26 protein-coding genes are annotated in these 25,979 nt (G+C 74.1%); 11 read left to right on the forward strand and 15 right to left on the reverse strand.

The window, feature by feature from the left end; translation table 11 throughout:
* Positions 1-484: 484 nt before the first annotated feature.
* Positions 485-2,029, reverse strand: coding sequence for a glycoside hydrolase family 3 protein (locus tag BJY16_RS45005; RefSeq protein WP_373873421.1), 1,545 nt, complete (start codon positions 2,027-2,029; stop codon positions 485-487).
* Between the two features lie 140 nt (positions 2,030-2,169).
* Here BJY16_RS45005 and BJY16_RS48165 point away from each other — a divergent pair, with 140 nt between their 5' ends.
* Both BJY16_RS48165 and BJY16_RS45010 read left to right on the forward strand, forming a co-directional pair.
* Positions 2,170-2,298 (forward strand): hypothetical protein, encoded by a 129-nt coding sequence (locus BJY16_RS48165; RefSeq protein WP_260419314.1) that lies wholly within the window; start codon positions 2,170-2,172, stop codon positions 2,296-2,298.
* Between the two features lie 18 nt (positions 2,299-2,316).
* Positions 2,317-3,954 (forward strand): RecQ family ATP-dependent DNA helicase, encoded by a 1,638-nt coding sequence (locus BJY16_RS45010; protein WP_185045825.1) that lies wholly within the window; start codon positions 2,317-2,319, stop codon positions 3,952-3,954.
* A 171-nt stretch (positions 3,955-4,125) separates the two neighbouring features.
* On the opposite strand, the gene BJY16_RS45015 is transcribed toward BJY16_RS45010, so the two are convergent.
* The 4 genes from BJY16_RS45015 to BJY16_RS45030 all read right to left on the reverse strand — a co-directional run bounded on the left by BJY16_RS45015 (position 4,126) and on the right by BJY16_RS45030 (position 7,106).
* The gene (locus tag BJY16_RS45015) at positions 4,126-4,536 is read right to left on the reverse strand and encodes a VOC family protein (protein ID WP_185045827.1); all 411 of its coding nucleotides are present in this window, start codon (positions 4,534-4,536) and stop codon (positions 4,126-4,128) included.
* The gene (locus tag BJY16_RS45020) at positions 4,529-5,380 is read right to left on the reverse strand and encodes a helix-turn-helix transcriptional regulator (protein WP_185045829.1); all 852 of its coding nucleotides are present in this window, start codon (positions 5,378-5,380) and stop codon (positions 4,529-4,531) included. The genes BJY16_RS45015 and BJY16_RS45020 overlap by 8 nt, the downstream gene beginning before the upstream one ends.
* Positions 5,381-5,444: 64 nt before the next feature.
* Positions 5,445-5,948, reverse strand: coding sequence for a hypothetical protein (locus BJY16_RS45025; protein WP_185045830.1), 504 nt, complete (start codon positions 5,946-5,948; stop codon positions 5,445-5,447).
* Between the two features lie 108 nt (positions 5,949-6,056).
* On the reverse strand, positions 6,057-7,106 hold the full coding sequence (locus BJY16_RS45030) for a class I SAM-dependent methyltransferase (RefSeq protein ID WP_185045847.1): 1,050 nt from the start codon (positions 7,104-7,106) through the stop codon (positions 6,057-6,059).
* A 97-nt stretch (positions 7,107-7,203) separates the two neighbouring features.
* On the opposite strand from BJY16_RS45030, the gene BJY16_RS45035 reads away from it, so the two are divergent.
* From BJY16_RS45035 to BJY16_RS45045, 3 genes are all read left to right on the forward strand, one after another.
* Positions 7,204-9,747 (forward strand): ATP-binding protein, encoded by a 2,544-nt coding sequence (locus tag BJY16_RS45035; RefSeq protein ID WP_185045848.1) that lies wholly within the window; start codon positions 7,204-7,206, stop codon positions 9,745-9,747.
* Between the two features lie 136 nt (positions 9,748-9,883).
* Entirely contained in the window at positions 9,884-10,579 is a 696-nt protein-coding gene (locus BJY16_RS45040) for an MBL fold metallo-hydrolase (RefSeq protein WP_185046973.1), read from the forward strand.
* 58 nt (positions 10,580-10,637) lie between these two features.
* Positions 10,638-10,883: a hypothetical protein gene (locus BJY16_RS45045; protein ID WP_185045850.1), complete on the forward strand. Its 246-nt coding sequence runs from the start codon at positions 10,638-10,640 to the stop codon at positions 10,881-10,883.
* 211 nt (positions 10,884-11,094) lie between these two features.
* Here BJY16_RS45045 and BJY16_RS45050 read toward each other — a convergent pair whose 3' ends face one another.
* From BJY16_RS45050 to BJY16_RS45070, 5 genes are all read right to left on the reverse strand, one after another.
* Positions 11,095-11,727 (reverse strand): response regulator, encoded by a 633-nt coding sequence (locus BJY16_RS45050; RefSeq protein ID WP_185045852.1) that lies wholly within the window; start codon positions 11,725-11,727, stop codon positions 11,095-11,097.
* Positions 11,724-12,986, reverse strand: a complete 1,263-nt coding sequence (locus tag BJY16_RS45055) for a sensor histidine kinase (RefSeq protein WP_185045854.1) — start codon at positions 12,984-12,986, stop codon at positions 11,724-11,726. Before BJY16_RS45055 ends, BJY16_RS45050 begins: the two co-directional genes overlap by 4 nt.
* Before the next feature lie 32 nt (positions 12,987-13,018).
* Positions 13,019-13,759: an ABC transporter permease gene (locus BJY16_RS45060; RefSeq protein ID WP_185045856.1), complete on the reverse strand. Its 741-nt coding sequence runs from the start codon at positions 13,757-13,759 to the stop codon at positions 13,019-13,021.
* A 2-nt stretch (positions 13,760-13,761) separates the two neighbouring features.
* Positions 13,762-14,664, reverse strand: a complete 903-nt coding sequence (locus BJY16_RS45065) for an ABC transporter ATP-binding protein (protein ID WP_185045858.1) — start codon at positions 14,662-14,664, stop codon at positions 13,762-13,764.
* Between the two features lie 82 nt (positions 14,665-14,746).
* A complete protein-coding gene (locus BJY16_RS45070) occupies positions 14,747-15,943 on the reverse strand; it encodes a glycosyltransferase (protein WP_185045859.1) in 1,197 nt (398 codons plus the stop codon).
* 141 nt (positions 15,944-16,084) lie between these two features.
* Between BJY16_RS45070 and BJY16_RS45075 the strand changes: the two genes are divergently transcribed.
* The gene (locus BJY16_RS45075; protein ID WP_307835710.1) at positions 16,085-16,513 is read left to right on the forward strand and encodes an SRPBCC family protein; all 429 of its coding nucleotides are present in this window, start codon (positions 16,085-16,087) and stop codon (positions 16,511-16,513) included.
* On the opposite strand, the gene BJY16_RS45080 is transcribed toward BJY16_RS45075, so the two are convergent.
* The gene (locus tag BJY16_RS45080; protein ID WP_185045861.1) at positions 16,504-18,093 is read right to left on the reverse strand and encodes a phytoene desaturase family protein; all 1,590 of its coding nucleotides are present in this window, start codon (positions 18,091-18,093) and stop codon (positions 16,504-16,506) included. The two genes, BJY16_RS45075 and BJY16_RS45080, sit on opposite strands and share 10 nt — an antisense overlap.
* A 52-nt stretch (positions 18,094-18,145) precedes the next feature.
* On the opposite strand from BJY16_RS45080, the gene BJY16_RS45085 reads away from it, so the two are divergent.
* The 3 genes from BJY16_RS45085 (at position 18,146) to BJY16_RS45095 (ending at position 19,479) form a co-directional block, all read left to right on the forward strand.
* Positions 18,146-18,544 carry a DUF2795 domain-containing protein gene (locus BJY16_RS45085; protein ID WP_185045863.1) on the forward strand — a complete coding sequence of 133 codons (399 nt, stop codon included), beginning with the start codon at positions 18,146-18,148 and terminating at the stop codon, positions 18,542-18,544.
* The gene (locus BJY16_RS45090; RefSeq protein WP_185045865.1) at positions 18,541-19,005 is read left to right on the forward strand and encodes an SRPBCC family protein; all 465 of its coding nucleotides are present in this window, start codon (positions 18,541-18,543) and stop codon (positions 19,003-19,005) included. Before BJY16_RS45085 ends, BJY16_RS45090 begins: the two co-directional genes overlap by 4 nt.
* A 294-nt stretch (positions 19,006-19,299) precedes the next feature.
* Positions 19,300-19,479 (forward strand): hypothetical protein, encoded by a 180-nt coding sequence (locus tag BJY16_RS45095; RefSeq protein ID WP_185045867.1) that lies wholly within the window; start codon positions 19,300-19,302, stop codon positions 19,477-19,479.
* 147 nt (positions 19,480-19,626) lie between these two features.
* On the opposite strand, the gene BJY16_RS45100 is transcribed toward BJY16_RS45095, so the two are convergent.
* On the reverse strand, positions 19,627-20,205 hold the full coding sequence (locus tag BJY16_RS45100; protein ID WP_239176843.1) for a hypothetical protein: 579 nt from the start codon (positions 20,203-20,205) through the stop codon (positions 19,627-19,629).
* A 358-nt stretch (positions 20,206-20,563) separates the two neighbouring features.
* Between BJY16_RS45100 and BJY16_RS45105 the strand changes: the two genes are divergently transcribed.
* Positions 20,564-20,773, forward strand: coding sequence for a hypothetical protein (locus tag BJY16_RS45105; RefSeq protein WP_185045870.1), 210 nt, complete (start codon positions 20,564-20,566; stop codon positions 20,771-20,773).
* 129 nt (positions 20,774-20,902) lie between these two features.
* Here the strand turns inward: BJY16_RS45105 and BJY16_RS45110 are convergent, their stop codons facing one another.
* Positions 20,903-21,292, reverse strand: a complete 390-nt coding sequence (locus tag BJY16_RS45110; RefSeq protein WP_185046974.1) for a hypothetical protein — start codon at positions 21,290-21,292, stop codon at positions 20,903-20,905.
* Between the two features lie 346 nt (positions 21,293-21,638).
* Here BJY16_RS45110 and BJY16_RS45115 point away from each other — a divergent pair, with 346 nt between their 5' ends.
* Positions 21,639-21,995, forward strand: coding sequence for a DUF6401 family natural product biosynthesis protein (locus BJY16_RS45115; RefSeq protein ID WP_185045872.1), 357 nt, complete (start codon positions 21,639-21,641; stop codon positions 21,993-21,995).
* Between the two features lie 705 nt (positions 21,996-22,700).
* On the opposite strand, the gene BJY16_RS48170 is transcribed toward BJY16_RS45115, so the two are convergent.
* Both BJY16_RS48170 and BJY16_RS45125 read right to left on the reverse strand, forming a co-directional pair.
* The gene (locus BJY16_RS48170) at positions 22,701-24,956 is read right to left on the reverse strand and encodes a mechanosensitive ion channel family protein (RefSeq protein WP_239176845.1); all 2,256 of its coding nucleotides are present in this window, start codon (positions 24,954-24,956) and stop codon (positions 22,701-22,703) included.
* Between the two features lie 182 nt (positions 24,957-25,138).
* Positions 25,139-25,483 carry a hypothetical protein gene (locus BJY16_RS45125; protein ID WP_185045875.1) on the reverse strand — a complete coding sequence of 115 codons (345 nt, stop codon included), beginning with the start codon at positions 25,481-25,483 and terminating at the stop codon, positions 25,139-25,141.
* Positions 25,484-25,979 lie beyond the last annotated feature (496 nt).

Genomic DNA, 25,979 nt, shown 5'->3' on the forward strand with positions numbered 1-25,979 from the left:
ATCAGCGTGGGCGAAAAGACCCCGGTCCCGCCCACGCCCTGTGGACAACCCGCCATTGTGGAGAACCCGCCGGAAGCCGGGCGGTGAGCGGCTCGGGGTGACCGCGACCGCTCGATGCCCCGACTGATCAGGGCCGCGACGCAGCACCCCTGGCACAGACAGCCGCAAGACGGACCTTGCGACACAGTGAGCCACGAAGCAGGGACGCACGGCGGGGAGGCAGGGACGCACGGCGCAGAGGGCTACGACGCACGGCGCAGAGGGCCACGACGCCGGGGCGCGCTGCGCGGAGAGCCACGAAGCAGGGACGCACGGTGCGGAGGGCCACCAAGGCAGGGACGCACGGTGCGGAGGGCCACAACGCACGGACGCAAGGCGCAGAGGGCCACGACGCGCGGCGCAGAGGGCCGTAACACAGGGGCGCGCGGCGCGAAGAGCCACGACCGGCCAGAGCCGCGCCCCTCCCCCGAATCCCCGCCGCCGGTCAGGCGGCGACCGGCTCCGGGACGTCCGCGCCGGCGATCAGCTCCGCGGCGGCCTGGCCGCAGGCCCGGGTGGCGCCGAAGGTGGCCACGTGCACCCCGCCGACCACCTTGATCGGGATGCCCATCTCGACCACGATCGCGTCCGGCCGGGCCTCGATCATCCGGTCCAGCGTGTCGGCGATCCAGCGGTGCCGGTGCACGTCCCGGACCACCAGCACCAGCGGCCGTCCGGCGGCGGCGGCCAGCAGGGTGCCGGCCGGGTCGCTGAGGGCCGCCAGGTCGTCGGCGCCGAAGCGGACCGAGGTGGTGCCGGGGAGCAGGCCGGCCAGCGGCGCGCCGATCCCCCACGGCGTCTCGCTGCCGATCGCGATGTTGCGCTCCGGGGCGAACTCGACGACGTGCGGCACGCCGGCGATCGGCAGGTCCGGCGCGCCCGCGGCCCGGGTGACCCGGACCGCGCGGCGGGCGGCGGCGAAGCCGATGTCCGAGCCGAGCGCGGAGGCCGGCTGCGCGCCGGGCACGACGCCGGCTTCCCGCTGGGTGCGCGTGGTCCAGTCGGCCAGCGCCCGGACCCGGGCGACCGCGTCGCGCAGCCGCTCCTCGGCGAGTTCGCCGGAGCGCACCGCGGCGACGATCGCGTCGCGCAGCCGGATCGCGGTCTCCTCGTCGGCGTGGTCGCCGCCCACGCAGATCGCGTCGACACCGGCCGCCAGGGCGCGCACGGTGGCGCCCTCCAGGCCGAAGCGGCGGCGTACGCCCTGCATCTCGATGCCGTCGGTGACGATCAGGCCGTCGAAGCCGAGCTGCTCACGGAGGAGGCCGGTCAAGATCTTGGGGCTGAGCGTGGCCGGCAGGGCGTCGTCGTAGGCCGGGACGAGCAGGTGCCCGGTCATCACCACCCGGGTGCCGGCGGCGATCGCGGCCTGGAACGGGATCAGCTCGATGGCGGCCAGCTCGGCCAGGCTCTGGGTGATCAGCGGCACGTCGTGGTGCGAGTCGACGGCGGTGTCGCCGTGGCCGGGGAAGTGCTTGGCGCAGGCGGCCACGCCGTACGCCTGGATGCCCCGGGTGAAAGCGGCCGTGTGCCGGGCCACCAGCAGGGGTTCGGCGCCGAAGGCGCGGACCCCGATGACCGGGTTGTCGGGGTTGTTGTTGACGTCCGCGTCCGGCGCGTAGTCCAGCGTGATGCCGGCCGCGGCCAGGTCGCGGCCCAGGTCCCGGGCGACCGCCTCGGTCAGCTCCGGGTCGTCGATCGCGCCGAGCGCCAGGTTGCCCGGGCGGGAGCTGCCCAGCCGGGACTCGAACCGGGTGACGTCCCCGGCCTCCTCGTCGATCGCGACGATCACGTCGGGCCGCTCGGCGCGCAGCTGCGCGGTGAGCGCGGCGACCTGGTCGGGCGATTCGACGTTGCGGGCGAACAGCGCCACGCCACCGAGACCGGCGCCCAGCCAGCGGCGGACCCAGTCCGGCGCGGAGGTGCCGACGAAGCCCGGCTGGAGAACCGCAGCGGCAAGTTCCGGCAATTCGCCGTGCTTGGACATGATCCCCCGTACCTCCGTCTACGTGCGCGAACGCCTATGTGAACGTTCTCCCCCGTTCGGGGACCTATGGTCACACCCGCCACACACATTAGTCAACAAACCTTTCTATTAGCCGGGACCGCGGAGCGCAGTAGAGTGGCGGCGTGCCGCTCACCCCCCTCGCGGAAGCCACCGTCGACTGGTCGCAGGTGCACGCCGTCAAGCTGCTCGGTGTCGCGCTCGGCGCGCTCTTCCTGCTCTGGGCGATCCGCCGCATGTTCCGCGGCAAATAGGGGTACACAGGCCGCCCGATGAAACTTCCGATCTACGGCCCCCGCCTGCGCAAGGTGGCCCGCACCCACTTCGGGTGGCCGTCGCTGCGACCCGGCCAGTTCAAGCCGATGCGCGCCGTGCTGCGCCGCCGGGATGCCCTGGTCGTGCTCCCCACCGGGGCCGGCAAATCGGCGATCTACCAGATCCCGGCGGTGCTGCTGCCCGGCCCGACGGTGGTCGTCTCCCCGCTGCTGGCTCTGCAGCAGGACCAGATCACCGCGCTCAACGAGCGCAACGACCCGAAGATCCGCGCGGTCCGGGTCAGCTCCGCCGAGACGGCCCGCGAGCAGCAGGAGGCGATCGCCGAGCTGCGCGCCGGCCGGGCCGAGTTCCTCTTCATCACCCCGGAGCAGCTGGCCAACCCGGAGCGGCTGGCCGAGGTCAAGTCGCTCAAGCCGGGGCTGGTCGCGATCGACGAGGCGCACTGCATCTCGGCCTGGGGACCGGATTTCCGGCCGGACTTCCTGGCCCTCGGCGAGATGATCGAGCAGCTGGGCCGGCCGCCGGTGCTGGCGCTGACCGCGACCGCGTCGCCGCCGGTCCGCGAGGACATCATCGCCCGGCTCCGGCTGCGCGACCCGGAGATCCACGTCTCCGGGCTGGACCGGCCGAACCTGTTCGTCGAGGTCGCCCACTGCCCGGACGAGGCGTACCGGTGGCGGCGGCTGACCGCGCTGCTGGACGAGGGCGAGCGGCCCGGCATCGTCTACGTGCCGACCCGCCGCGCCGCCGAGGAGCTGGCCGGGAAACTGACCGAGGCGGGGTATTCGGCGGACTACTACCACGGCGGGATGGCCGCCGGGCTGCGCGAGCAACGGCACGAGGACTTCACCGAGGACCGGGTGGAGATCATGGTGGCCACCTCGGCGTTCGGCATGGGCATCGACAAGCCGAACATCCGCTGGGTGGCGCACATGGCGCTGCCCGACTCGCCGGACAGCTACTTCCAGGAGATCGGCCGGGCCGGGCGGGACGGCGAGCCGGGCCGGGTGCTGCTGCTCTGGCGGGCCGAGGACGAGGCGATCCAGCGGTTCTTCAACGGCGGCGGGCCGGACCAGGACGAGCTGCGCGAGCTGGCCAAGACGCTGCACAAGGGCCCGACCACGAAGACCGCGCTGCAGAAGGCGAGCGGGCTCGGCCAGCGCCGCCTCGGGCAGTACCTCGCCCTGCTGGAGCAGGTGGGCGCGGTGCGTACCGGGAAGAACAGCAAGCTGGTCGCCCCACCCGGAGCACCGCTGCCGGCCGCGGCCGCCAAGGCCGCGGTGGCCGAGCACGAACGGCAGCAGGCCGTGATCAAGTCGCGCACCGACATGATGCGCGGCTTCGCGGAGAGCCGGCAGTGCCGCACCGAGACGCTGCTCGCCTACTTCGGCGAGGAGATCCGCCGGATGTGCGGGCACTGCGACAACTGCCTGGACGGCAGCGCCGAGGCGGTCAACGCGGTCGAGGAGGAGGGCCCGTTCCCGATCCACAGCCACGTCCGGCACGGCGAGTGGGGCACCGGCATGGTGATGGGCTACGAGGAGGAGAAGATGACCGTCCTCTTCGACTCGGTCGGCTACAAGACCCTCTCCGTCCCGGTGGTCGTCGAGCAGCAGCTGCTGACCGCCGCCTAGGCACGCTCCGGCCCCCGGTTCGCCCGCGGGGCGCGGCGGGCCGCCGGTTCCGGTCAGGGCGCTTTCCGGTACGGCCGGAGCTCGCGGCGGGCGCTCACGTCGTACCGGAAAGCGGCGGCCGGAAAGCACCGGCGGGCCGCGCACCGGACCGCGGACCGTGACCGGAATCGGTCAGCGGGGCTCGCCGCGATAGGTGCCGAAGGACCACAGGTTGCCCTCCGGGTCGCGGACGGTGAAGTCGCGCGAGCCGTAGTCGGTGTCGAACGGCTCGCGGACGATCGTCGCGCCGGCGGCCCGGGCCCGCGCGAAGAGCTTGTCCGGCTCGTCGGTGACCACATAGGCGCCGAACGTGCCCGGGTCCAGATGCCACGGGTTCTCCGCGTCGTCGCGGACCGAGCCGAGCATGATCCCGCCGCCCGGCGGCCAGCTCAGCTCGGCGTGGTCGACCCGGTCGCCGGCGCCGTGCACCGCGGTCTCCTCGAAGCCGAACGCCTCGACCAGGAACCGGATCAGCGCGCGGGCGTCGGTGGCCCGCAGCGTGGGCCAGACCTGCGGGGGCGGTGGTGTCCTCTGATCAGTCATGCAGCCCATCGTGGTCGCCGCCGGCGGCCACGGCTTGGACGAAACCGAACTCGTCGGCCAGCCAGCGGGACGGCGGGCAGCCGGCGAACGCCTGGAAGTCGCGGACCAGGTGGGACTGGTCGGCGTAGCCGTGCGCGGCGGCCACGTCGGCGAGCCGGACATCCGGGCGCAGGGCGCGGCGGGCCCGATCGAAGCGGGCCATCCGGGCCGCCTCCTTGGGGCGCAGGCCCAGCTCGGCGCGGAACCGGTCGGTGAGGTGCCGGGGCGTCCAGCCGACCTGGCCGGCCAGGTCGGCGATCGAGGCGGGAGCGCCGCGGCGGACCGCCGCCCAGACGTGCGCGACCCGCTCGGTGCCGGGCCGGTCCGGCCGGGAACGGACCAGCGTGCCGAGCGCGGTGTCCAGGACCGCGAACCGGGCCGGCCAGCCGGCGGCCGCGGCCAGCCGCTCCCGGATCTCCGCGACCACCGGCTCGCCCAGCACCGCGGCCGGGTCCACGTCGAGGCCGGCCAGCTCGCCGGCGGGCAGGCCGAGCAGCGCCCGGCAGCCGAGCGGATGCAGCGCCACCTGCACCCCGGACTGCCGGCCGTCGTGCGTGATCGTCGCCGGGCGCAGGTGCAGCCCGCCGAGCAGCGCGTCGTAGACACCCGGGGCCTGCCGCCGGTCCGGGTGCTCGCTGATCACCAGCGGCTCGTCGATCGTGAAGATCAGCGTGAGGTAGGGCGACGGCAGCCCGCGGTGCCGGCCCGGCGGCAGGCCCCGCTGCCGGTATCCGGAGTAGAACGCGACGTGCGCCCGCAGCGGCGGCGCCGGGCGCGCCTGCGCGTATTCGTCGACGGTCGTCACCCGACCAGCATGGCAGGGCCGGGTGCTGCCGGGCCCGGGGCGAGCGTCCCGGACCCGGCGGCTCTCAGGCGGCCAGCGCGCCGGCCAGGTGGTCGCGGAAGCTCCGCTCGTCCTCGGTGACCGTCTCGGCGCCGATGCCGAGCAGCCCGCCGGTCGAGGCGGCGCCGACCACGGCGTCGGTGATCTCCAGCAGCCAGTGCCGGTAGGTCTCCGCGTCGGCCACCGAGGCCTTCGCGGCCAGCAGCGCGGCCGCCTCGGCCGCCCGGCCGAGCACGTCCTTGGCGTAACCGGCGGGGTCGGCCGGCTCGATGACCGGCGGCTCCTCGCCGAGCTCCGGGTCGCCGGCCTCCGCCACCGCGGCCGTGGCGACCGCGGTGACCAGGGTGCTCGCCGAGGCCCGGGCGTCCGAGATGCGGCCCAGTCCGGCCGCGCTCTCGGCCCGGGTCTTGCGGGCGCTGTCGTGGGTGGCGGCGCTCGCCGCGGTGAGCACGGCGTGCGGGAGGCCGACCAGCAGCCCCCACTCGGCGTCGGTGAAGCCCAGCTTGGCGTAGAGCGGTTCGTCCGTCACTCGGGGTTCCTTTCGCTTTCGTCGGCAGCCGACAGCGCATTCTTTCGCACCGCCGAGCCGGCGCCTCCTCACCACCCCTCTACCCGATCTTGCCAATGGGTAAAAACTTCAGGGCCGGGCCTCGTAGACGATGTTGAACGGGGTCTCCGCCGCCCGCCGGAACCGGGTGAACCCGGCGTCCGCGGTGAGCCGCCGGATCGGCTCCTCGCCGGCCTGCGCCCCGAGCGAGTAGCCGCCCTCCTGGGAGAGCGCGTTCGGCACGCACAGGTAGGCGGAGAACGAGTAGTAGACCCGCCCGACCGGGTTCAGGTTGGCCTCGACCGTGTTCCCGGCGGCCGGCTCGACGATCATCCAGGTGCCGTCCGGGGCGAGCTGGGAGCGCACGTGCCGGGCCGCGCCCAGCGGGTCACCCATGTCGTGCAGCGCGTCGAACGTGGTGACCAGGTCGTACGGCCCGCCGGTGAAGTCCTGCGCGCCGGCCGCCTCGAACCGGACCCGGGAGTCCAGCCCGGCGTCGGCGACCCGCTTGCGGGCCTGGTCGATCGAGCCGGCGTGCAGGTCGGAGCCGGTGAACACGGAGGACGGATAGGCGTTCGCCATCAGCACGGTGGACGCGCCGTGCCCGCAGCCGACGTCGGCGACCCGGACACCCCGCTCCAGGCGCGGGACCACCCCGTCGAGCGCGGGCAGCCAGTCGGCGACCAGGTTCGCGCTGTACCCGGGCCGGAAGAACCGCTCGCACCCGGTGAACACGTCGTCGTCGTGCTGGTGCCAGCCCACCCCCTGCCCGGACCGGAACGCCTCCTCGATCCGGGACTGGGCGCGCAGCGCGCCGAGCGCGAGCTGGAACGCACCGGGCGCGAAGATCGGCCCGTCCGGGTCGGTCAGGGCGAATGCCTGTTCCTCGGTGAGCGAGTACCGCCCGCCGGCCGGGTCGTACGTGACGTAGCCGCCGGCCGCCTGGCCGCGCAGCCACTCCTCGACGTAGCGCGGCGCGGTCCCGGTCCGCTCGGCCAGCTCCTCGGGCAGCGCCGGGCCGGCGGTCAGCCCGCGGTACAGGCCGAGCCGGTCGCCGAGCACCACCCCACCGGCGGCGATGGTGGCGCCCAGGTCGCCGACGAACGTGTGCACGAACTCCATCAGTTTGTTCTCATCCATGAATTCGTTTCTACGGAGGCGGTGACCGGGGGAAATCGGTGTCGGCTACCTAGCTCGGCGCCCGGCGCTACCTAATTCGGCACCTAGACTCGCCGGCATGGCGCTGCTGGAGCGCGACCACGAGCTCGCCGAGCTGGCCACCGCCGCCCGGCGGGCGCGCGCCGGGCAGGGCTCGGTGGTGCTGGTCACCGGGGAGGCCGGGATCGGCAAGTCGACCGTGGCGGCGGCGGTCCGCTCGGTGCTGCCCGCCGAGGGGCGGCTGCTCACCGGCTGGTGCGACGACCTGGCCACGCCCCGGGTGCTGGGGCCGCTGCGGGACCTGACCGGCCGGGTCGGCACCGAGCTGACCGAGGCGCTGGCGTCCGGCGACCGGGGCCGGGTCCTGGAGGCGTTCCGGGCCGAGCTGGACTGGCCGGGGCATCCGACGGTGCTGGTCATCGAGGACGTGCACTGGGCCGACGAGGCCACCCTGGACGTGCTGCTCTTCCTGGTCCGGCGGATCGCCACGCTGCCGGTGGTGCTGGTGCTGACCTACCGGGACGACGAGGTGGACGCCGGCCACCAGCTGCACCAAGTGCTGGCCCGGGCCACCCCGGTGCGCCGGCTGCCGCTGCCCCGGCTCTCCGCGGACGCGGTCCGCACCCTGGTCGGCGACCGCGCCCTGGACCCGGAGCGGATCTTCGCGGTCACCTCCGGCAACCCGTTCTTCGTCACCGAGGTGCTCGGCGCCGGCGACGCGGACGCGGTGCCGGCCACCGTGACCGAGGCGGTGCACGCCCGGCTGCAGGGTCTGGACCCGGGATGCCGGGCGGCGCTCGGCACCCTCGCGGTGGTCCCGCACGCGGTGGAGCGGTGGCTGGTCGAGGCGGTGGTGCCGGGCGGGCTGGCCACCCTCGCCGAGGCGGAACGGCGGGGCCTGCTGCGGGTCAGCCCGGGGCGGGTGGCGTTCCGGCACGAGCTGACCCGGCGGGCCGTGGAGACGGCGCTCACCGCGTACCAGAAGATCGTGGCGAACCAGGCGGTGGTCGCCGCCCTCCGCGACCGCGGCGGGGTTGATCTGTCCCGGCTGGTGCATCACGCGGCCGGCGCCGGGGACGACGAGCTGATCATCCGGTGGGCGCCGGCGGCCGCGGCCGAGGCGGCCCGGGCCGGCGCGCACCGCGAGGCGGCCGCGCACTACCGGCAGGCGCTGGACCGGGCGGCGGCCTTCCCGCCGGGTCCGCGGGCGGATCTGCTGGAGGGGTACGCCGAGGAGCTCTACCTGCTGGGCGACGCGTCCCGCGCGGTGACCGAGCAGCGGACCGCCCTGACGCTGCGCCGGCAACTGGCCGACCCGGCCGCGCTCGGGCTGGCCCTGCGCCGGCTGTCCCGGCTGCACTGGTGGGCCGGCGACCGGCCGCAGGCGGAGCGGTGCGCGGTCGAGGCGGTCGCGGTGCTGGCCGCCGCCGGCGATCCGGCCGCGCTCGCCTTCGGCCTGAGCAACCAGGCCCAGCTGCACGTGCTCAACGGCGAGGCGGCCGAGGCGATCGCGACCGGCGACCGGGCGATCGCGCTGGCCCGCTCGTCCGGCGCGGACGGGGTGCTGGCGCACGCGCTGAACAACGTCGGGTTCGCCCGCTGGGAGGCCGGTGAGGCGGCGCGCGGGCAGGCGCTGCTGGACGAGAGCCTGACGGTGGCGCTGGCCGCCGGCGAGGCCGACCACGCGGCCCGCGCCTACACGAACCTCAGCTGGCTGCTCCTCGACAACCTGCGGCTGGACGAGGCCGCCGAGGTGCTGACCGAGGCGATCGACTACGCCGAGCGCAACGAGGTGATCGGCTTCCTGCGCTACCTGCACCTGGGCCGCGGCCGGCTGCACCTGGCCCGCACCGAGTGGGCGGAGGCCGAACGGGAGGCCGGCTGGGCGCTCGACGCGCCGCCCAACATGCGCTGCACCGCGCTGGTCGTCCAGGGGCTGTCCCGGCTGCGCAGCGGCCGTCCGGGCGCCGAGGAGCTGATCGCCGAGGCGTGGACGATGGCGCTCCGGATCGGCGAGGCGCAGCGGGTCGGCCCGGCCGGCGCGGCGATGGCCGAGGCCGCCTGGCTGCGCGGCGACGACACGGCGGCGGCCCGGCTGGCGCCGGCCTATCGGCCGGTCTTCCGCCAGGAGGGCTTCGGCTACTGGTTGCGGCGGCTGGGCACGGCGGTCCCGCTGCCGGCGAGAGCGCATTTCTACGGGTTGCAGACCGAGGGCTCGGTCCGGGCCGCGGCCGAGGGGTGGACCAAGACCGGTTTCCGGTACGAGGCAGCGGTCGCCCTCAGCCACAGCGACGACCCGGCCGACCTGCTCGCCGCGATCGCCGACCTGGACGCGATGGGCGCGGTGCCGCTGGCCCGGCGGCTCCGGCAGCAGTTGCGCGAGCGCGGGGTGACCCGGGTCCCGCGCGGACCCCGCCCGGCCACCCGGGACAACCCGGCCGGGCTGACCGGCCGGCAGCTGGAGGTGCTGCGCCTGCTCGCGGCCGGGCACAGCAACCCGGAGATCGCCGGCGAGCTGGTCCTGTCGGTCCGCACGGTCGACGCGCACGTCGCCGCGGTGCTGGCCAAGCTGGGCGTGCGGGACCGCCGGGAGGCGGTCACCTGGTACCGGCGCCGCGCTTGAGACAATGCCCGGCGTGCGCTCCGAGACCGCCGGCAGGCGGTCCCCCGGCACCCGCGCCGCGCTTGAGACAATGCCGGGCGTGCGCTCCGAGACCGCCGGGAGGCGGTCCCCCGGCATCCGCGCCGCGCTTGACACAATGCCGGGCGTGCGTGAAGTCGTCGACGGAGTCTTCGAGCTCGGCCTCGGAAAAGTCAACGTCCACCTGGTCGTCACCGACGACGGCGTGGTCCTGGTCGACACCGGGCTGCCCCGGCTGGCCCCGGTGATCGAGCACGCGCTGAAAGGCATCGGCCGGTCGCTCGGCGAGATCCGGGCGATCCTGCTCACCCACCACCACGCGGACCACGCGGGCAGCGCCGCCGACCTGCGCGCCCGGACCGGCGCGCCGCTGGTCGCGCACGCCCTCACCGCGTTCCACCTGGCCGGCTCGGAGCAGGCGCCGGAGCCGGAGGGCCGGTTGCGCAGGTTCCTGTTCCGCCGGCTCGGCAAGGTGGAGCCGACCAAGGTGGACCGGATGGCCGGGGACGGCGCCGAGCCGGTGCCCGGGTTCACCGCGGTGCACACGCCCGGGCACACCAAGGGGCACCTGTCGTTCCTGCTGGACCGGGCCGGTGGGGTGCTGTTCGCCGGCGACGCGGCGACCGCTGCGAACGGCCGGGTGGCCGGGCCCCCGCCGGCCACCATGACGGGAGTCCCGCCGGTCACCGACTCGGAGAAGGCGGCGGCGAGCCTGGCCCGGCTCGCCGAGCGGGATTTCGAGCACGCGCTCTTCGGCCACGGCCGGCCGGTCACCGGTGGGGCGGCGGCGCTTTTCCGGGAGGCGGCCGGCTGAGCGGTCCGGCCATCATGGGGTCTATCCTCATGCGTCACGGTCGATCGAAGGGGGCGTGATGGGCTCGCTCGGCAGCGTTTTCCGTGGGGTCGCCACCATTCTGCTGGCCGCCGGCGCGATCGGCTCGGTCGTCTCCGGCCTGGCCCTGCTGATCACCCTGCTGGTGGCGAAAGATCGGGCCGGCCTGGCCGGCACCATCTTCATGATCTCCGGAGCGGTGCTGGCCGTCGCCGCGGTGCTGTTCGGCGTCGCCCGCGCACTGACCAGGAACAGCACCGCCGACCCGGCCGCCGACCAGCCCTGACCACCGTCTCCAGCCCGCCGCACGGTCCCCGGCTGGCTCCCAGGGGTGCCTCGAGCACCCCGAAACACCCCTCACGCCCAGCCACCGACCGCGACCGCCGCGCCACCCCGGACCACAACGCGCCACACGGTCCCCCGGCTGGCTCCCAGGGGTCCCTCGAGCACCCCGAAACACCCCTCACGCCCAGCCACCGACCGGGACCTGAGTCCGGCTACTCGCGGCCGAGCAGGCCTCGTTCGAAGGCGGCGGCGACGGCCGCCGCGCGGTCGCGGACGCCCAGCTTGGCGTAGGCGTGCAGCAGGTGCGTCTTCACCGTCGCCTCGCTGATGAACAGCTTGCCGGCCGTCTCCCGGTTGCTGCAGCCGCGCGCGATCAGTGACAGCACCTCCAGCTCCCGCTGGCTGAGCGGCTCCTTCTCGCCGGCCGGGGCGCGCAGCCGGCCCATCAGCCGGCCGGCCACCGACGGGGACAGCACCGACTCGCCGCGGTGCGCGGCCAGCACGGCGCGGAACAGCTCCTCGCGCGGCGCGTCCTTGAGCAGGTAGCCGGTCGCCCCGGCCTTGATCGCCGGCAGCACGTCGCTGTCGGTGTCGTAGGTGGTCAGCACCAGGACCCGGGCGGTGGAGCCGGCCGCTTTCAGCTCCCGGATGGTGGAGACCCCGTCCAGCACCGGCATCCGCAGGTCCATCAGGATCACGTCCGGGCCGGCCGTGGCCGCGACCGCGAGCGCCTCCCGCCCGTCCCCGGCCTCGCCGAGCACGGTGAACCGGTCGTCGCCGGCGAACATGCCGCGCAGCCCGTCCCGCACCACCGGGTGGTCGTCGACGATCAGCAGTCCGATCACGCGGCGCCGCCCATCGTGATCGCCGGGACGCACGCGGACAGCGCGGTGCCCCCGCCCGGTTCCGACTCGACGGCCAGCGAGCCGGCGATCCGGGCCAGCCGCTCCCGCATCGCGCTCAGCCCGAACCCGCCGCTGTCGGTCACCTCGCGGGGCTGGTCCGGGTCGAAGCCGGCACCGTCGTCGCGGACGTCCAGGGTCACCATGTCCTCCATGTACGAGAGGGTCAGTCCGACCCGGGCGGCGTTCGCGTGCCGGGCGACGTTGGCCAGCGCCTCCTGGGCCGTACGCAAAAGTGTCGTCTCGATCTCCGGGAGCAACCGCCGCGCGGTGCCGGTGGTGATCAGGTCGGCGCGCACGCCGTGCATCCCGGACCAGGTCTCCACCACCTCGCCGAGCGCGTCCGGCAGCCCCGCGTCGTCCAGGTGCTGCGGGCGCAGCGCCTGCACCGACCGGCGGGCTTCGGCCAGGCTCTCCCGGGCGAGCCGTTTCGCCGCGGCCAGGTGCCGGTCCCGCTCGCCGGGGTGCGCCTCGGCCGCCTCCAGCTGGGTGACGATCCCGGTCAGCCCTTGGGCCAGCACGTCGTGGATCTCGCCGGCCATCCGCTGCCGCTCGTCCAGCACGCCCGCCTCGCGGGCCTGGGCGAGCAGCTGGGCGTGCAGGCCGGCGTTCTCCTGGAGCGCGGTCTCCAGCTTCGCGTTCGCCTCGGCCAGCTCGTCGATGATCTCGTTGCGCCGGATCGCCTTGAGTTCCTTCTGGCTCTCCATCCGGGTCATCGCGATCGAGATGCCCGCGTTGCAGAGGAACAGGAAGCCGAACAGGACGATCCCGCCGCCGGTCCCCAGTGTGCGGAAGCCGCCGGACTGGGAGGCCGCGGTGACGAACGCGACGGACGCCGCGCCGAGCAGCCGCCACCAGCCGGGCAGCGTGTAGACGGTGAACAGGTAGCCGGTCCAGACGAAGAAGCCGTAGAGCGGGTGACACCAGACCAGCAGCGCGGACAGGCTCAGGAAGACCAGGAAGAACAGGATCGACACCGCCCGGTTCCGGTCCTCGGACCGCGGGGTGACCCGCCAGACCAGGAGCAGCGCGGCGGTGGCCGCGGCCACCGCGAAGGTGGTCGGCAGCGGCTGCATCGGCAGGTCCATCGGCCGGCCCAGCACCGCCAGCAGGGTCGAGGCGGCCAGCAGACCACCGGCGACGGCGAGCAGGCGGCGCTCGGTCCAGTCGGTGCGCACCGCGACTCCGATCCCGCCGTCCATCGCCCCTCCCCCGCTCGTCCGGCCCCAGTCTGTCAGTTCCAGCGGAACAGGCGCGCGGCGCCGAGTCCGAACAGGACCAGGTAGCCGAGCAGCACCATCGAGGGGAGCGGGTGCGGCCACTGCCCGGCCATCGTCTCGTGCAGGGCCCGCTCGCCGGCGCCCAGCGGCGTGAAGTCACCGATCCGCTGCACCAGGTCCGGCATGAACTCGCGCGGCAGCCACAGGCCGGCGAAGAACATCGACGGGAAGAAGAGCAGGGTGCCGATCGCGTTGCCGGCCTTGCCGGACGGCGCCAGGGCGGCGATCAGCAGGCCGATCGCGAACACGCCGGCCGCGGTGAGCAGGAAGGCGAGCAGGAACCCGGGCAGGTTGGCGGCCAGCGGGACGTCGTAGACCAGGTAGCCGACCGCGACGCACAGCGTGGACGAGGCCAGGGCGATCAGCAACATCGCGGTCAGCTGGGCGCCGAGCAGGGCGATCGGCCGGACCGGGGTGGTGGCGAAGCGGCGCAGCACCCCGCGTTCCCGGTAGGTGGCCAGCACCATTGGCATCCCCTGCAGGGCGACCACGGCCAGGCTCAGGATGATCGCGATGCCGACGTAGACGTCGATGGTGCGCACCCCGCCCAGCTCCGGGGACGGCTCGCGGAAGGCCGGGATGCAGCCCAGGATGACGACCAGGATGGTCGGGAAGAGCAGCGAGAAGAAGACCGCGACCGGCTCGCGCGTCTGCAGTCTGAGTTCGGTACGGGTGAGCTTGGCGAAGACGTTCATGGTCACTCCTGGTTCCCGTGGCCGGTCAGGCGGACGAAGGCGTCGTCGAGGCTGGCCCGTTCGACGCGCAGGTCGCCGGCGACGATCCGGTGGACGGCGAGCACCGAGGTGACCGCGTAGAGCAGGTTGCCGGTGCCGGTCACCTCGACCGAGCCGCCGTGGTGGCGCACCTCGCGTACCTCGGGCAGCGCGGTGAGCAGCGCGTCGTCCAGCGGCGCGGACGGGCGGAACCGGATGATCTGCTCGGTCTCGGCGCGCTGCACCAGGCCGGTCGGGGTGTCCAGGGCGACCACCTCGCCCTTGTCGATCACCGCGAGCCGGTCGCAGAGCCGCTCGGCCTCCGCCATGAAGTGGGTGACCAGCACGACGGTGACGCCGCGGTCGCGGACCGACTCGATCAGGTCCCAGGTGTCCCGGCGGGCCTGCGGGTCGAGACCGGTGGTCAGCTCGTCCAGGATGGCGATCCGCGGATTGCCGATCAGCGCCAGGGCGATCGAGAGGCGCTGCTTCTGACCGCCGGAGAGTTTTCCGTACGCGGTCCGCAGCTTCCCGTCCAGCCCGAGGTCGCCGGCCAGCCCCCGCCAGTCCGCCGGGTCCGGGTAGAACGCGCTGTAGAGCTCGAGCGCCTCGCGTACCGTCAACTTCTCCTGAAGCTGGGACTCCTGGAGCTGGACGCCCACCTCGGCGCGCAGCGAAGGATCGCGCGGAGCGCGGCCGAGCACGGTGATCCGGCCGCCGTCCGGCACCCGCAGGCCGGCCACGCACTCCACGGTGGTGGTCTTACCGGCCCCGTTCGGGCCGAGGATGCCGAAGATCTCGCCGCTCTCGACGGCGAACGACACGTCGCGGACCGCGACCGTGTCCCCGTAACGCTTGCTGAGGTTGCCGACCTCGATGACTGCCATGCACCCAGCGTCACGGATGGACCGGGGTGCCCGAATCGACCGGCGAGCGATCGCCGCCATCCACCAACCGGTGGATGGCGGACTACGCCACCGCTTCCGCCTCGGTCTCCGCGGCGGTCCGGCGCAGGCCGGTGACCGCGGAGTAGACCGAGCCGATCTGCGCGGCGACCCGCTTCCACGAATACGCCTGCCGGGCCCGGTCCAGCGCGGCCGTGGCGTAGGTGAAGCGCCGCACCTTGTCGTTGATCAGGCGGCGGACCGCGCCGCCGAGCGCCCGCGGGTCCCGGGCCGGCACCAGGTCGCCGGTCAGGCCGTCGACCACGGTCTCGGTCAGCCCGCCCACCGCGGTCCCGACGATCGGCACGCCGCAGGCCATCGCCTCCAGCGCGGACCGCTCGAACTGCTCCTGCCAGGGCGCGGCGACCAGCAGGTCGGCGGAGCGGTACCAGCTGGGCATGTCCCGGTGCGGGACGGCGCCGATCAGCCGGAGCCGGTCGGCGACCTGGAACCGTTCGGCCAGCGCGCGCAGCGACTTGGCGCCCGGGTCGGCGGTGAGCTGGTCGGCCGGCGGGCCGCCGACCACCACCACCTCGGCGCCCGGGACGTAGCGCATCGCCTGGATGACGTCGCCGAAGCCCTTGTGCTCGACCAGCTTGCCGACCGAGAGGATGCGCGGACGTTCCGGGTCGCGCGGGGCGATCGGGCCCTCCGGGGTGAACCGCTCGCTGTCCACGCCGGCCGGGACCACGGTCAGCTGGGCCCGCGGCACCCCGATCCGGACCAGGCCGCGCACCTCGTCCTGGGTCTGCGCGACCACCCGGTCGACGGCCCGGCCGAGCGCCCGCTCGTAACCGGTGCGGGACGGGCCGGCCGCGTTCGGGTCGATCACGCCGATCTCGTGGAACGACTGCACGACCGGGATGTTGAGCTGTTTGGCGGCGGTCACCGCGGCCAGGCCGCTGGTCCAGAAGTGGGCGTGCGCCACGTCCGGCACCCAGTCCTCGCGCTGCCAGCGGTCGCTGAGCACCCGGGCGAATTCCGCCATGTGCGGCAGCAGTTCCTCGTCGGGCAGCAGCCGGGCCGGGCCGGCCGGCACGTGCACCACGCGCACCCCGTCGGCGACCGGGACCACCTCGGCCACCTCCGGGTCGGTACGGCGGGTGTAGACCCGCACCTCGTGCCCGAGTTCGGCCAGCGCCGTGGACAGGTCGGCGACGTGGGCGTGCTGGTCGCCCACGCCGAGCGGGCTGGCGTGCTCGGAGATCATCGCAATGCGCACGGGCGGGCTCTCCTCAGCGGCGAAAACAGCGGTCACAACGGCAGATTTCGTTGCCCAACGGCCCCCTCCGTAAACATCGAGCGATCACCGGGCGTCCGGGTTAAGGGACCGGACGCCGGGTAAATCGGCCGTGTGGCAACCGTGACGCGAACCGTGCAGGCCCCGCCCGAGCGGGTCTTCGCCGTCCTGGCCGACGGCTGGTCCTACAGCGACTGGGTGGTCGGCACCTCCCACATCCGGGAGGTCGAACCCGCCTGGCCCGATCCCGGGGCCAAGCTGCACCACAAGGCCGGCCCGTGGCCGTTCTCCCTGCACGACTCGTCGACCGTGCTGGAGTGCGTGCCGGACCGCGAGCTGAAGATCCGGGCCGGCCTGTGGCCGCTCGGCGAGGCGGTGGTCGACATCGTGCTGGAGCCGGCCGCCGACGGCAGCACCCGGGTGGTGATGCACGAGGACTTCGAGTCCGGCCCGCTGCTCTGGGTCCGCAACAAGCTCAACGACCTGGTGCTGCACCAGCGCAACGTGGAGGCGTTGCGCCGGCTCGCGGACATCGCGGAGTCTCACTCGTAGATCTTCCGGTGGGCCGCCTGGACGGCTCCCCGGTACGCCGCCCCGGTCAGTCCGCGGTCGCGGGCCAGCGCGGCCCGCGCCGCGTTCGCCCCGGGCGCGCCGTGCACCCCGCCGCCGGGGTGCGCCGACGAGCTGCCCAGGTACAACCGGTCCACCGGCGTGTCGGCCCGGCCCAGCCCGGGCACCGGCCGCAGGAACAGCTGCTGGAACGCGGCCGACGTGCCGCCGCCGAGCGCCCCGCCGACCAGCGACGGGTCCTCCCGCTCCAGGTCGCCCGGCGCGAACACGTTGCGCCCCACGATCCGGCTGCGGAAGCCGGGGGCCTGCTGCTCCAGCACCGCCTCGATCCGCTCCACGTGCGCCGCGATCTCCTCGGCCGGCCACTGCTGCCGGTGCGGCAGGTGGGTGTACGCCCAGGCGCTCTCCGTCCCGGCCGGCGACCGGCTCGGATCCGCCGTGGTCATCTGCCCGAGCAGCAGGAACGGGTGGTCCGGCACCTGCCCGGTGGCGATCTCCGCGGCGTACCGGGTCAGCCCGTCCAGGTCGGCCCCGAGGTGCACCGTCCCGGCCCGGCCGACCTCGGCGGTGCGCCACGGGATCGGCCCGTCCAGCGCCCAGTCCACCTTCACCGTCGCGCCGTCCCACCGGAAGTGCGCCAGGTCCTCGGCCAGCCGCGGCGGCAGCCACCGGGTGCCGACCAGGTCCAGGTAGAGCGCCGGGGCCGGCACGTCGGCGATCACCGCGCGGCGGGCCTGCCAGTCCCGCCCGTCCGCGGTCCGCACTCCCATCGCCCGCCCGCGGGCCACCAGCACCCGGGTCACCGGCGCCGCGTAGACGATCTCGCCGCCGCGCGCCCGCAGCCGGCGGACCAGCGCCGCGGTGATCTGCCCGGCGCCGCCGACCGGCACCGGCCAGCCGACCTCCTGGCCGAGCATGGCGAGCAGCCAGCCGTACACCCCGCCGCCCGCCTCCTCCGGCGACAGGTCGGTGTGCAGCGCGCAGCCGGCCAGCGCCACCTGGGCGCCCTCCCCGCTGAACAGCTCCGAGCCGAGCTCCCGGGCGGAGAGCACGAGCCGCCGGGCCAGCCGCAGCGACTGGCCCACACCGAGCCGCCGGGCCAGCCCCAGGCCGGCCCGGACCGGCGGGAACGGCCGGGTGATCGCCTCCAGCATGCCCCCGGACACGCCGGCCCAGTCGTCGTACGCGTGCTTCCACCGCTCGCCGTCGCCGGGCGCGAACGCCTCCATCGACGCCATGGTCCGCTCCAGCTCGCGGCTGACCGTCGCGGCCCGCCCGTCGGGCAGCAGGTGGGTGAAGACCTCCGGGGCGTGCGTCCAGGTCACCCCGTGCTGGTCGAGCTCCATCTCGCGCATGACTGGGGAGGCGTACCCGAGCGGATAGAACGCGCTGAAGAGGTCGGACAGATAGCCGGGCGCGGTGATCTCGCCGGACCGCACGGCGCCGCCCGGATGCGCGGTGGCCTCCAGCACCCGTACCGACCACCCCGCGTCGGCCAGCACATTCGCTGCCACCAATCCGTTGTGCCCGGCTCCGACGATGACCGCATCAACGATGTCCACATTCGCACGTTAGCCACGTTTAGCCCCGAACCGCGAGGGCACCCCGTGAATCATGGAACGGGGAAACAGCAAGCACGGCGCGGTGCTCGACGAGCAGATGGCCCAGGAGGTGCGTGGCATCTCCCAGGGTGTCGCCGGTGGCCGCGCCGAGGAATGGCACACACCCGAGCCGTCCGGCGAGGATCAGCCGCCAGTCAGCATCGCCCCGAACGGGGATTTCGGCCGCGGCATCCCGAACGGCGTGGGCAGCGCCCAGGGCGAGGCGCTCAGCCGGTTCGGAAGTTTCCTGGGCCGGAACGCCTTCCCCGGCGACCGGTCGGCGCTGGAGGCCTCCGCGCTGGCCATGGAGGCGCCCGACGACGTGCTGCGGCGGATCCGGACCCTGCCGGAGGGCAGGACGTTCCAGAACACCGCCGAAGCCTGGCACGCAAGTGAAGGAGGAACCGCGTGAGCACGGTCACCGAGTTCGTTGACGTCAACGTCCCGGTTCGTACCTGCTACGACCAGTGGACCCAGTTCGAGGAGTTCCCGCGCTTCATGGAGGGCGTCGAGGAGATCCACCAGCTGGACGACACGCACATGCACTGGAAGACGAAGATCGCCGGGATCGAGCGTGAGTTCGACGCGCAGATCACCGAGCAGCTCCCGGACGAGCGGGTCGCCTGGACCGCCACGGAGGGCGAGAAGCAGGCGGGCGTGGTGACCTTCCACCGCCTCGACGACACGCACACCCGCGTCACCGTGCAGCTCGACTTCGACCCGCAGGGCTTCCTGGAGACCGCCGGCGACAAGCTCGGCATGGTGGACCGCCGGGTCAAGGGCGATCTGCACCGCTTCAAGGAGTTCATCGAGAGCCGCGGCGGCATCACCACCGGCGCCTGGCGCGGCAAGGTGGACCGTCCCGGCATCTGACCGCTTCACCGATCACGGCCGCCCTCCGGGGCGGCCGTTCCCATGCCCTCTTCCTTCCGGCCCGCCCCTCCCCCGGTCCGCCGCTCGCGCGAGGTCCGCCGCTCGCGCGAGGTCCGCCGTTCGCGCGCGGTCCGCTGTTCGCGCGCGGTCCGCTCGCCTTGCGGTTTGCCCCTTTTCGGTACGGTCTCCGCGCCGCCCGCGCGCCGCTGACCTCCGGCTTCCCGTTTTCCGTACGCCGTCCGGGCGCTCGCCGCCGAGCCGTTTCACCGGGCTGCCACCGGGTACGCGACAGTCATGACCGATCAACCCGAAGGCGCCTGGCGCGACGAGGAAAAGCTGCCGTTGAAGGACCTGAAGAACGCCATGGCGACGTGGGACACCGACGGACAGAACGAGCCCAACGACAACGACACCGGGAACCAGCCGGGTGACAATGTGCGGCCGAGCACGGTGGGACCGAGCGGACCGCAGTGACCACCGCCTTCGCCGCCGGGCCGCGTCGCGGCGACGGGCTCGCCACCGGACCGGGCCGCGGCGGCCGCACCACCGGGCCGAGCCACGGCGGCCTCGCCACCGGGCCGGACGGCGGCGACGGGCTCGCCGGGCCGGGTCGCGGCGGTGTCAGCCGCGCCGGCGGCGAGCCGGCCCGTGCCGGCGGACGGTCACACTGCCCAACCCGTCCACCGCGTGGACCGCGTACCGGCCGGCGGCCCGGTGCCACCCGTCCTCCCGGAGGATCGCGCCGGCCGGCGTGCCGTTGCTGGTGAGCCACGGCGTGACCACCGCGCCGGCCCCGCCGTCCAGCACGATCCGGAACGGCGCGGCAGTGCCCGCGGTGACCACCACCGAGCCGGCCCCGCCGGTGAAGGTGACCGGCACCGTGCCGACCGGCTCCGGCAGCCACATCTCGGCCAGCCCGCAGGCCCCGAGGACGATCCGCCGGATCCGCCCGCCGCGCAGGTCCAGCTGCTGCTCCCCGGCCCCGGCCGGCAGCCGGATGTCCCACCGGACGTCCCGGTTCAGCAGGATCCGCACCTCGTCCAGCCCGTCGCCACCGGTGGCCCGCAGCCGCACCAGCACCCGCCCGTCACGGCGCGTCACCACCGGCGCCACCCCGGCGTCCGCCGCCGAACTCACCCGGTAGAGCAGCCCCGGCAGCGCCACCGTCTCCACCCGAACCCGGCTGGCCGCGTCACTCACCGTGAGCCACCCGTCTCCGGCAGCCCCGCCGCCCCCGGCACCGAGCGCACCACCGCCGCGCAACCCACCACCACGGGAACCACCGAGTGATCCGCCACCGCGCGATCCGCCCGGCGCCCCCTGACTGCCCGGATCCGTCAGCGGGCCGGCCTGCACCCACTCGCGGCGGACCGGCGCCGGGGGCGCAACTCGGGCAGATTCCGGGAAAGTTCCCATCAGGCCCGCGATCACCAGCGCAAACGCGGCCAAGACGGCAGCTGTTGAGCGACGTGGACGCAATGCTGAGGGCACCATCGGACAACGTAGAATCGGCCGAACGGGTGACGGCGATCCGGACTTATCGCGCCAGACTTTCCGGGTGCGATCTGCCGGATTCCTGTCTGAACGTCAGCGCCGCTTCGCGTGGCTGGGCTTCCTCCTGGCCGCCTTCCAGGCGCCGCTGGCCGCGAAGCTCATCGATGACGCCTCCTGGTTCTTCGCCGTCGTCGTCGCTCTAGTCGTCGCCACCGTCATCATCGCCGACGACTCCCAGCGCCGCCGCCCCGAGCCGGTCAACTACCCGGAGTAACCCTCCTCCACCACTGGCAGCGGCCCTCCGGGGCCGCCCGCACCCCGCCGCCGACTCTCCAGCGGCCATACCCCCGCGCCAGCTGTCAGGTGCCGGTCCGCATCCGCCGGCAGCCTCCCGCGGAGGTGATCAGCCGGGCTGGGCCTCGTGGCCACGGCGGCCGTGGGTGCGCCGGCGTTCCTTGAGTTCGGCCTCATAGAGGTGGCGTCGCCCGCCCGCGAGCTGGTTCCGGGCGTCCTCTTCCATCTGCCGGAACTCCCGGTAGTACCCGTCGTCATACTCCTCGACGAGCTGGAACGTCCACCGCCCCGGCACCACGTTCCGCCCGATCAGCTCCCGCTCGATCCGTTCCGCGATCGCGGTGTGCCCGCCCTGCATGAGCAGCGAAACCGCCTCGTCGAGCATGAAGTCCGCCGTCCCGGTGAGCTGATGCATCGAGTACAGATGCCCCCGGATCCGCTCCACGGTCTCCAGCGCCTCACTCAGCTTCCCCAGCGCCTCCACCGTGATGTCATCCACCCCGTCCGGCCGCCGATGAGCCGCATCCGGCCCGCCGTCCCGCGCCGCGCCGGTCCCGCCGCCCCGCTGCGCCGCGCCGCTCCCGCTGTCTTTGCCGCTCTGCCGCGCCGCGCCGCTCCCGCCGTTCTCCACCGCGCCGGCGCTGCCGCTTTCCTCGGTCGCGCCCGGTCCACCGGCGTCCCCGGCCCGGCCGCCGTTCGTCACACCCGCCATCGCACCTTCTCCCTGATCGGATTCCGGTTCCGCTCATACCCGCTTCGTCCGCCGCCGAACAACGGCACCTTCAACCGAGCTGCACCGTTAGGGAGAACCGTTGGCTACCCGGCGGTCTCTAACTTTTCTTCTCATGAATGGTCTGTTCAGCAACGCCGCCGCCCGCGCCGCCCTCCGCTCCGCGCACGCCTCGCTCGCCGACCTCACCGCCGCCGTCGGGGTCAGCGGTCTCGCCGCCGCGCAGTCCTCCCCCGGCCTGATGTCCGTGATCGACCAGCACGCCGCCGGTATCCGCGACAGCCTCGACGCGGACACCCGCCCGCTGACCCCGATCCTGCTCGCCGCCTACGCCGAGGGTGTCCGCGACGCCGCCTACCAGCACGGCTGGCTCGCCCCGGAGGGTGAGATCGACTGGTCCGAGAACGACTGGGTCCTCCGCCGCCTGCTCGCCGTCTGCATGCTGGCCCGCACCCTCCCCACCTCGAACTGACCCGGGCCGAACCAACGCGTCCCAGCCAACGCGCCGCGAGCCAACGCACCGCGAGCCAACCGGCTTCGAGCCAACCCGCTTCGAGCCGACGCGTCCCGGACTGACCCACCCGAACTGACCCGGCCTGTCCATCGCCGCACCGGGCCGCTTCAGCAAGACCGTTCACCAGCCCTGCCGACGGCGTACCGAGGCAAGGGCCGGTCCGACCGATCACCCGGCCACAAGCCGACCCGATCAGCCATACCAGCCCAAGCCCTCAGGGCCGGCACCGCCCAGCGGTGCCGGCCCTTCCGCTTCCCCAGCTCCACAGCCAGCCCATCGCGCCGATCCCCAAGCGCGGGCCCGACCGCGCCGGCCCCCACGCACAGGCCAACCACCCTGGTCCCCACAAGCGCATCAATCACGCTGACCTCTCACCCGGGCCGACCACCCTGATCTCCACACGCGCGTCAATCACGCCGACCTCTCACCCGGGCCGACCGCGCTGACCCCCACCTGCAGGCCAACCCCCTGATCCCCACACGCGCGTCAATCACGCTGACCTCTCACCGGGGCCAACCGCACTCACCCCAACCTGCAGGTCAACCGCACTCCCCCCCCGCAGCCCAACCCCAATGACCCCACGCGGGCCGACCGCGCTGCTTCCGTCGCGTGGGGCAACCGTTCGCTGACACGCACGGGCAGTTGATCGCCGCCAGGCCGTTGCTACGTGCCGGTCGGGCGCGACGGGATCGTGGGATCGTCGTCGTCCGGATGGCCGACCGCTGACTGGCGCTGATCCGGGGTAGGCAGCGAAACCACCTGCGTCCGATCCCCCTCCTCGGTGTTGTCAATGATCAACGTCTGGTCCGGCCCCGGCGACGGAATCACGGTCGTCGTCTCATCGCCCGACCCTTGAGTGATCACCGTGGTCCGGTCCGGATCCGCAGCGCCGCCATCTCCGCGACCGGAAGCGCCATCATCGGCGTCGGATTCCGCGTCGACCACCGTCAACTCTTCCTCGCTGCCGGCCGAGGACCCATCCATGCCACCAGCAACCGGCTTCTGCTCGCTACCGTCCGGCGCCCGGTCCGTGCCGCTAGCAGCCGGGGCTTCCGTCTCGTCGTTGTCCCCGGCGTCCTTGCCCTGGGGAGAGCCTTCCCCGCTGCCGGTCTGTGGCGTCGCCACGGTCGTCTCGTCGTCGGCGGCCTCGGGATCCTGACCATCGACGTCGCCCGCGGTCTCCTCGCTGTCGTCAGCGACGGCAGCCTGGGCCCCCGGTCCACCGCCCAGCAGAACAGTGGGCACCGACTTGTCATCGTTCGGCTGGCGGGCGGGCAGACCCGGTCCGCCGTCGGCCAGAAACACCGTGGGCACCGTCTCGGCGCCCGCGTCCGGCGGTGATCCCGCCAGCCGTCCACCGCCGGATCCGGGACCCGCCGCACCACCCGGCGCCTGCCCGAACGAGGCCGCTCCGGACTCATCACCGCCCGGACCTCGACCGGGTGAGGCCGCTTCCGGCTCGCCGCCCGGCGTTCGATCGGACGAGGCGGTCGCGGGGGCGCTGCCACCCGCCGGCGATCCGCCGCCCGGACCGGGTGAGCCCGCCAAGAAGCCGCCGCCCGCCGGCTCCCCGACGCCCGGCTCCGGCGCGACCGCCGGGGCCTCCACGGTCTCCGGGGACTGCGGATTGCCGCTGTTCGCGCTGTGGTAGTCGGACCAGAGCGGGCGAACGCCCGGGGTGATGATGGTCGTCTCGGCGGGTGTGCCGTGTGGGATCGGGTCGGTGGAGTCGGCGTCGTGCGGCGTGGGCGGGAAGCCGGCGAAGCCCGGAATGAAGTGCAGGCCGTCCTCCCCCGGGGTGGGGATCACCTGGGTCTCGTCATCGGGGCGGCCCGGGAAGGCCTGGGCCGCGCGGCGCTCCTCGGCGGCGCGGGCCTCGCGCTGGCGGCGGTCGATCTCCGCGCGGCGCGCCTCCTCGGTGCGCCGGAGCTCCTCCGCCTGCCGGGCCGCCTCGGCGCGGCGGACCTCCTCGGCGCGGCGCTCCTGCTCGGCGCGACGCTCCTCCTCGGCTCGCTGGGCCTCCGCCCGGCGAGCCTGCTCGGCTCGTTCGGCCTCCGCCCGGCGGGCCTCCTCGGCGCGCTTGGCCTCGGCGAGGCGGCGGGCCTCCTCGGCTTTCCGCTCCTCCTCGGCGCGGCGGGCCTCCTCGGCCAGGCGGGCTTCCTCGGCCAGCCGGGCCTCCTCGGCGCGACGCTCCTCCTCGGCGCGGGCGGCGGCCTGGCGGGCGCGCTCCTCGGTGTAGGCCCGGGCCTGCTCCCGGATCGCGGCTGACTCCACGGCCGCCCGGTCCAGCCAGCCCTCCCAGCGCTGCTGCATGGGACGGATCAGGCCGCCGCCGACGCCGACGATGATCACGCCGGCGACGGTGACCAGCACGGTGATCAGCAGGGGGCGGGTGACCGTGGTGGCGATGCCGATCTGGTCCAGGCCGGCGATCACGCCGAGCGTGATGATCACGGCGGCGGCCACCCGGGCCAGCACCCGGGCGTAGCCGAGGTCGCCCAGGGCGTTGCCGATCAGGTCGTGGGCGGCGCCGGCCACGGCGATCGCGGCCACCACGATGACGATCGCCACGAACAGCTGTGGCAGCCAGCCGATCAGCGCGTTGAGCAGGGTGCTCACCTGGTTCGGTCCCCACAGGCCGAAGGCGAGCTGGACGGCGATCAGCAGCACCACCCAGTAGGCCAGGCGGGCGCAGAGGACCACCGGGTCGGTGCCGCGCAGCAGCCGGCCGGCGAGGCCACGCTGGGCGGCCCGGTCCAGGCCGACGCGGCGCAGCGCTTTCCCGGTGATGGCGCGGGCCAGCCGGGCCAGCAGCCAGCCGATCAGCAGCACGGCGACGAACGCCAGCGCCACTGGGAGGTAAAGCACCAGGGACCGCCACATGTCGCTCAGTCCACGGCTCAACCCGTCGCCGGTCATCCGCCCTCCCTAGCTCCGCATGGCACGCCGGTCGGCGCCTTCCACGAAACCCTAGGACTCGGATGTACCACCAGCCCCCGACAAAACCGGGCGGGAATCCGGCCGCCAGAACCGGCCACGGTGCGACGAAGAGCCGAATCGGGGGTCGGACCCGCACCCCACAAAGGCGAGAAAACGCCCGCTCAGTGCGCGGACAGCTCCGACTCCGGCCGTCCGGTCGTCGCGTTCGGCACTCCGCCGGCGCCCGGGTTGCCGTGTCCGGCGGTCACGGCCGGCTTGCCGGTCCGCGCCGTCCGCGAGGGTGCGGCGGGCGTCGACTTGCGCCGCCTGGGCGCGACCGTGGGCGAGGTGGTGGTGGGAACGGCCGCGGCGGGCGTCACGTCGTTGACCGGGTGCTCGTCGGGCACCGGGGTGCCCGCGCTGGCGACCGGGGCCGGCACGGTGGGCCTGGTCGATCCGGCGTCGTCGCCGGCGGTCAGCGCATAACCGGCGCCGGCGGTGAGCAGCGCCGCCAGCGCGACGCCCACCAGTACAACCGGCCGCCGTCCGGGTACAGCCGCCCCACGACGGCCGGCTTCGGAGAGCTGGGCCGCTTCACCCGGAATGCCAGAAGTGCGCCCCGGATCCGAAGAGGCAGATGACGACGAGAAACCGGCCACCCCGGACTCCGACACCACCAGACGCCGCCCGGACTCCGGATAAGCCCGCGGATCGGGGGAAGAAGGACCGCGGGAAAGAGGACCGGAGGGATCGGCGGAGCCAGGACCGGAACGGAATGCGTCGGGGACGGACGGATCGGCGAAGGAGGAATCCGGGAACGAGGGATCCCGCAGCGAGGAACCCAGCGAAGCGGCAGCACCGAGCGAGGAAGCCGGGGAGTCGACCACCGCCGGCATGGTCACCGTCTCCGCCGACTGTGACCACCCTTCCAGCTCCGCCCACCGCCGCTCGGCCAGCACGTCCCGCACCGGAGCATCCGTTCCCCGCCCGGGCACCCGGACCGGCAGCGGCTCGCCTCGTTCG

The sequence above is a fragment of the Actinoplanes octamycinicus genome (genome assembly GCF_014205225.1).
In the GTDB taxonomy this organism is placed as follows: domain Bacteria; phylum Actinomycetota; class Actinomycetes; order Mycobacteriales; family Micromonosporaceae; genus Actinoplanes; species Actinoplanes octamycinicus.

What these genes read in the sequence shown, in the direction of transcription:
- BJY16_RS45065 (WP_185045858.1), bottom strand. Translation starts at nt 14,664, where the DNA reads ATGGCAGTCATCGAGGTCGGCAACCTCAGCAAGCGTTACGGGGACACG.
- BJY16_RS48170 (WP_239176845.1), bottom strand. Translation starts at nt 24,956, where the DNA reads ATGACCGGCGACGGGTTGAGCCGTGGACTGAGCGACATGTGGCGGTCC.
- BJY16_RS45095 (WP_185045867.1), top strand. Translation starts at nt 19,300, where the DNA reads ATGACCGATCAACCCGAAGGCGCCTGGCGCGACGAGGAAAAGCTGCCG.
- BJY16_RS45085 (WP_185045863.1), top strand. Translation starts at nt 18,146, where the DNA reads ATGGAACGGGGAAACAGCAAGCACGGCGCGGTGCTCGACGAGCAGATG.
- BJY16_RS45010 (WP_185045825.1), top strand. Translation starts at nt 2,317, where the DNA reads ATGAAACTTCCGATCTACGGCCCCCGCCTGCGCAAGGTGGCCCGCACC.
- BJY16_RS45055 (WP_185045854.1), bottom strand. Translation starts at nt 12,986, where the DNA reads ATGGACGGCGGGATCGGAGTCGCGGTGCGCACCGACTGGACCGAGCGC.
- BJY16_RS45060 (WP_185045856.1), bottom strand. Translation starts at nt 13,759, where the DNA reads ATGAACGTCTTCGCCAAGCTCACCCGTACCGAACTCAGACTGCAGACG.
- BJY16_RS45035 (WP_185045848.1), top strand. Translation starts at nt 7,204, where the DNA reads ATGGCGCTGCTGGAGCGCGACCACGAGCTCGCCGAGCTGGCCACCGCC.
- BJY16_RS45015 (WP_185045827.1), bottom strand. Translation starts at nt 4,536, where the DNA reads ATGACTGATCAGAGGACACCACCGCCCCCGCAGGTCTGGCCCACGCTG.
- BJY16_RS45040 (WP_185046973.1), top strand. Translation starts at nt 9,884, where the DNA reads ATGCCGGGCGTGCGTGAAGTCGTCGACGGAGTCTTCGAGCTCGGCCTC.
- BJY16_RS45030 (WP_185045847.1), bottom strand. Translation starts at nt 7,106, where the DNA reads ATGGATGAGAACAAACTGATGGAGTTCGTGCACACGTTCGTCGGCGAC.
- BJY16_RS45115 (WP_185045872.1), top strand. Translation starts at nt 21,639, where the DNA reads ATGAATGGTCTGTTCAGCAACGCCGCCGCCCGCGCCGCCCTCCGCTCC.
- BJY16_RS45045 (WP_185045850.1), top strand. Translation starts at nt 10,638, where the DNA reads ATGGGCTCGCTCGGCAGCGTTTTCCGTGGGGTCGCCACCATTCTGCTG.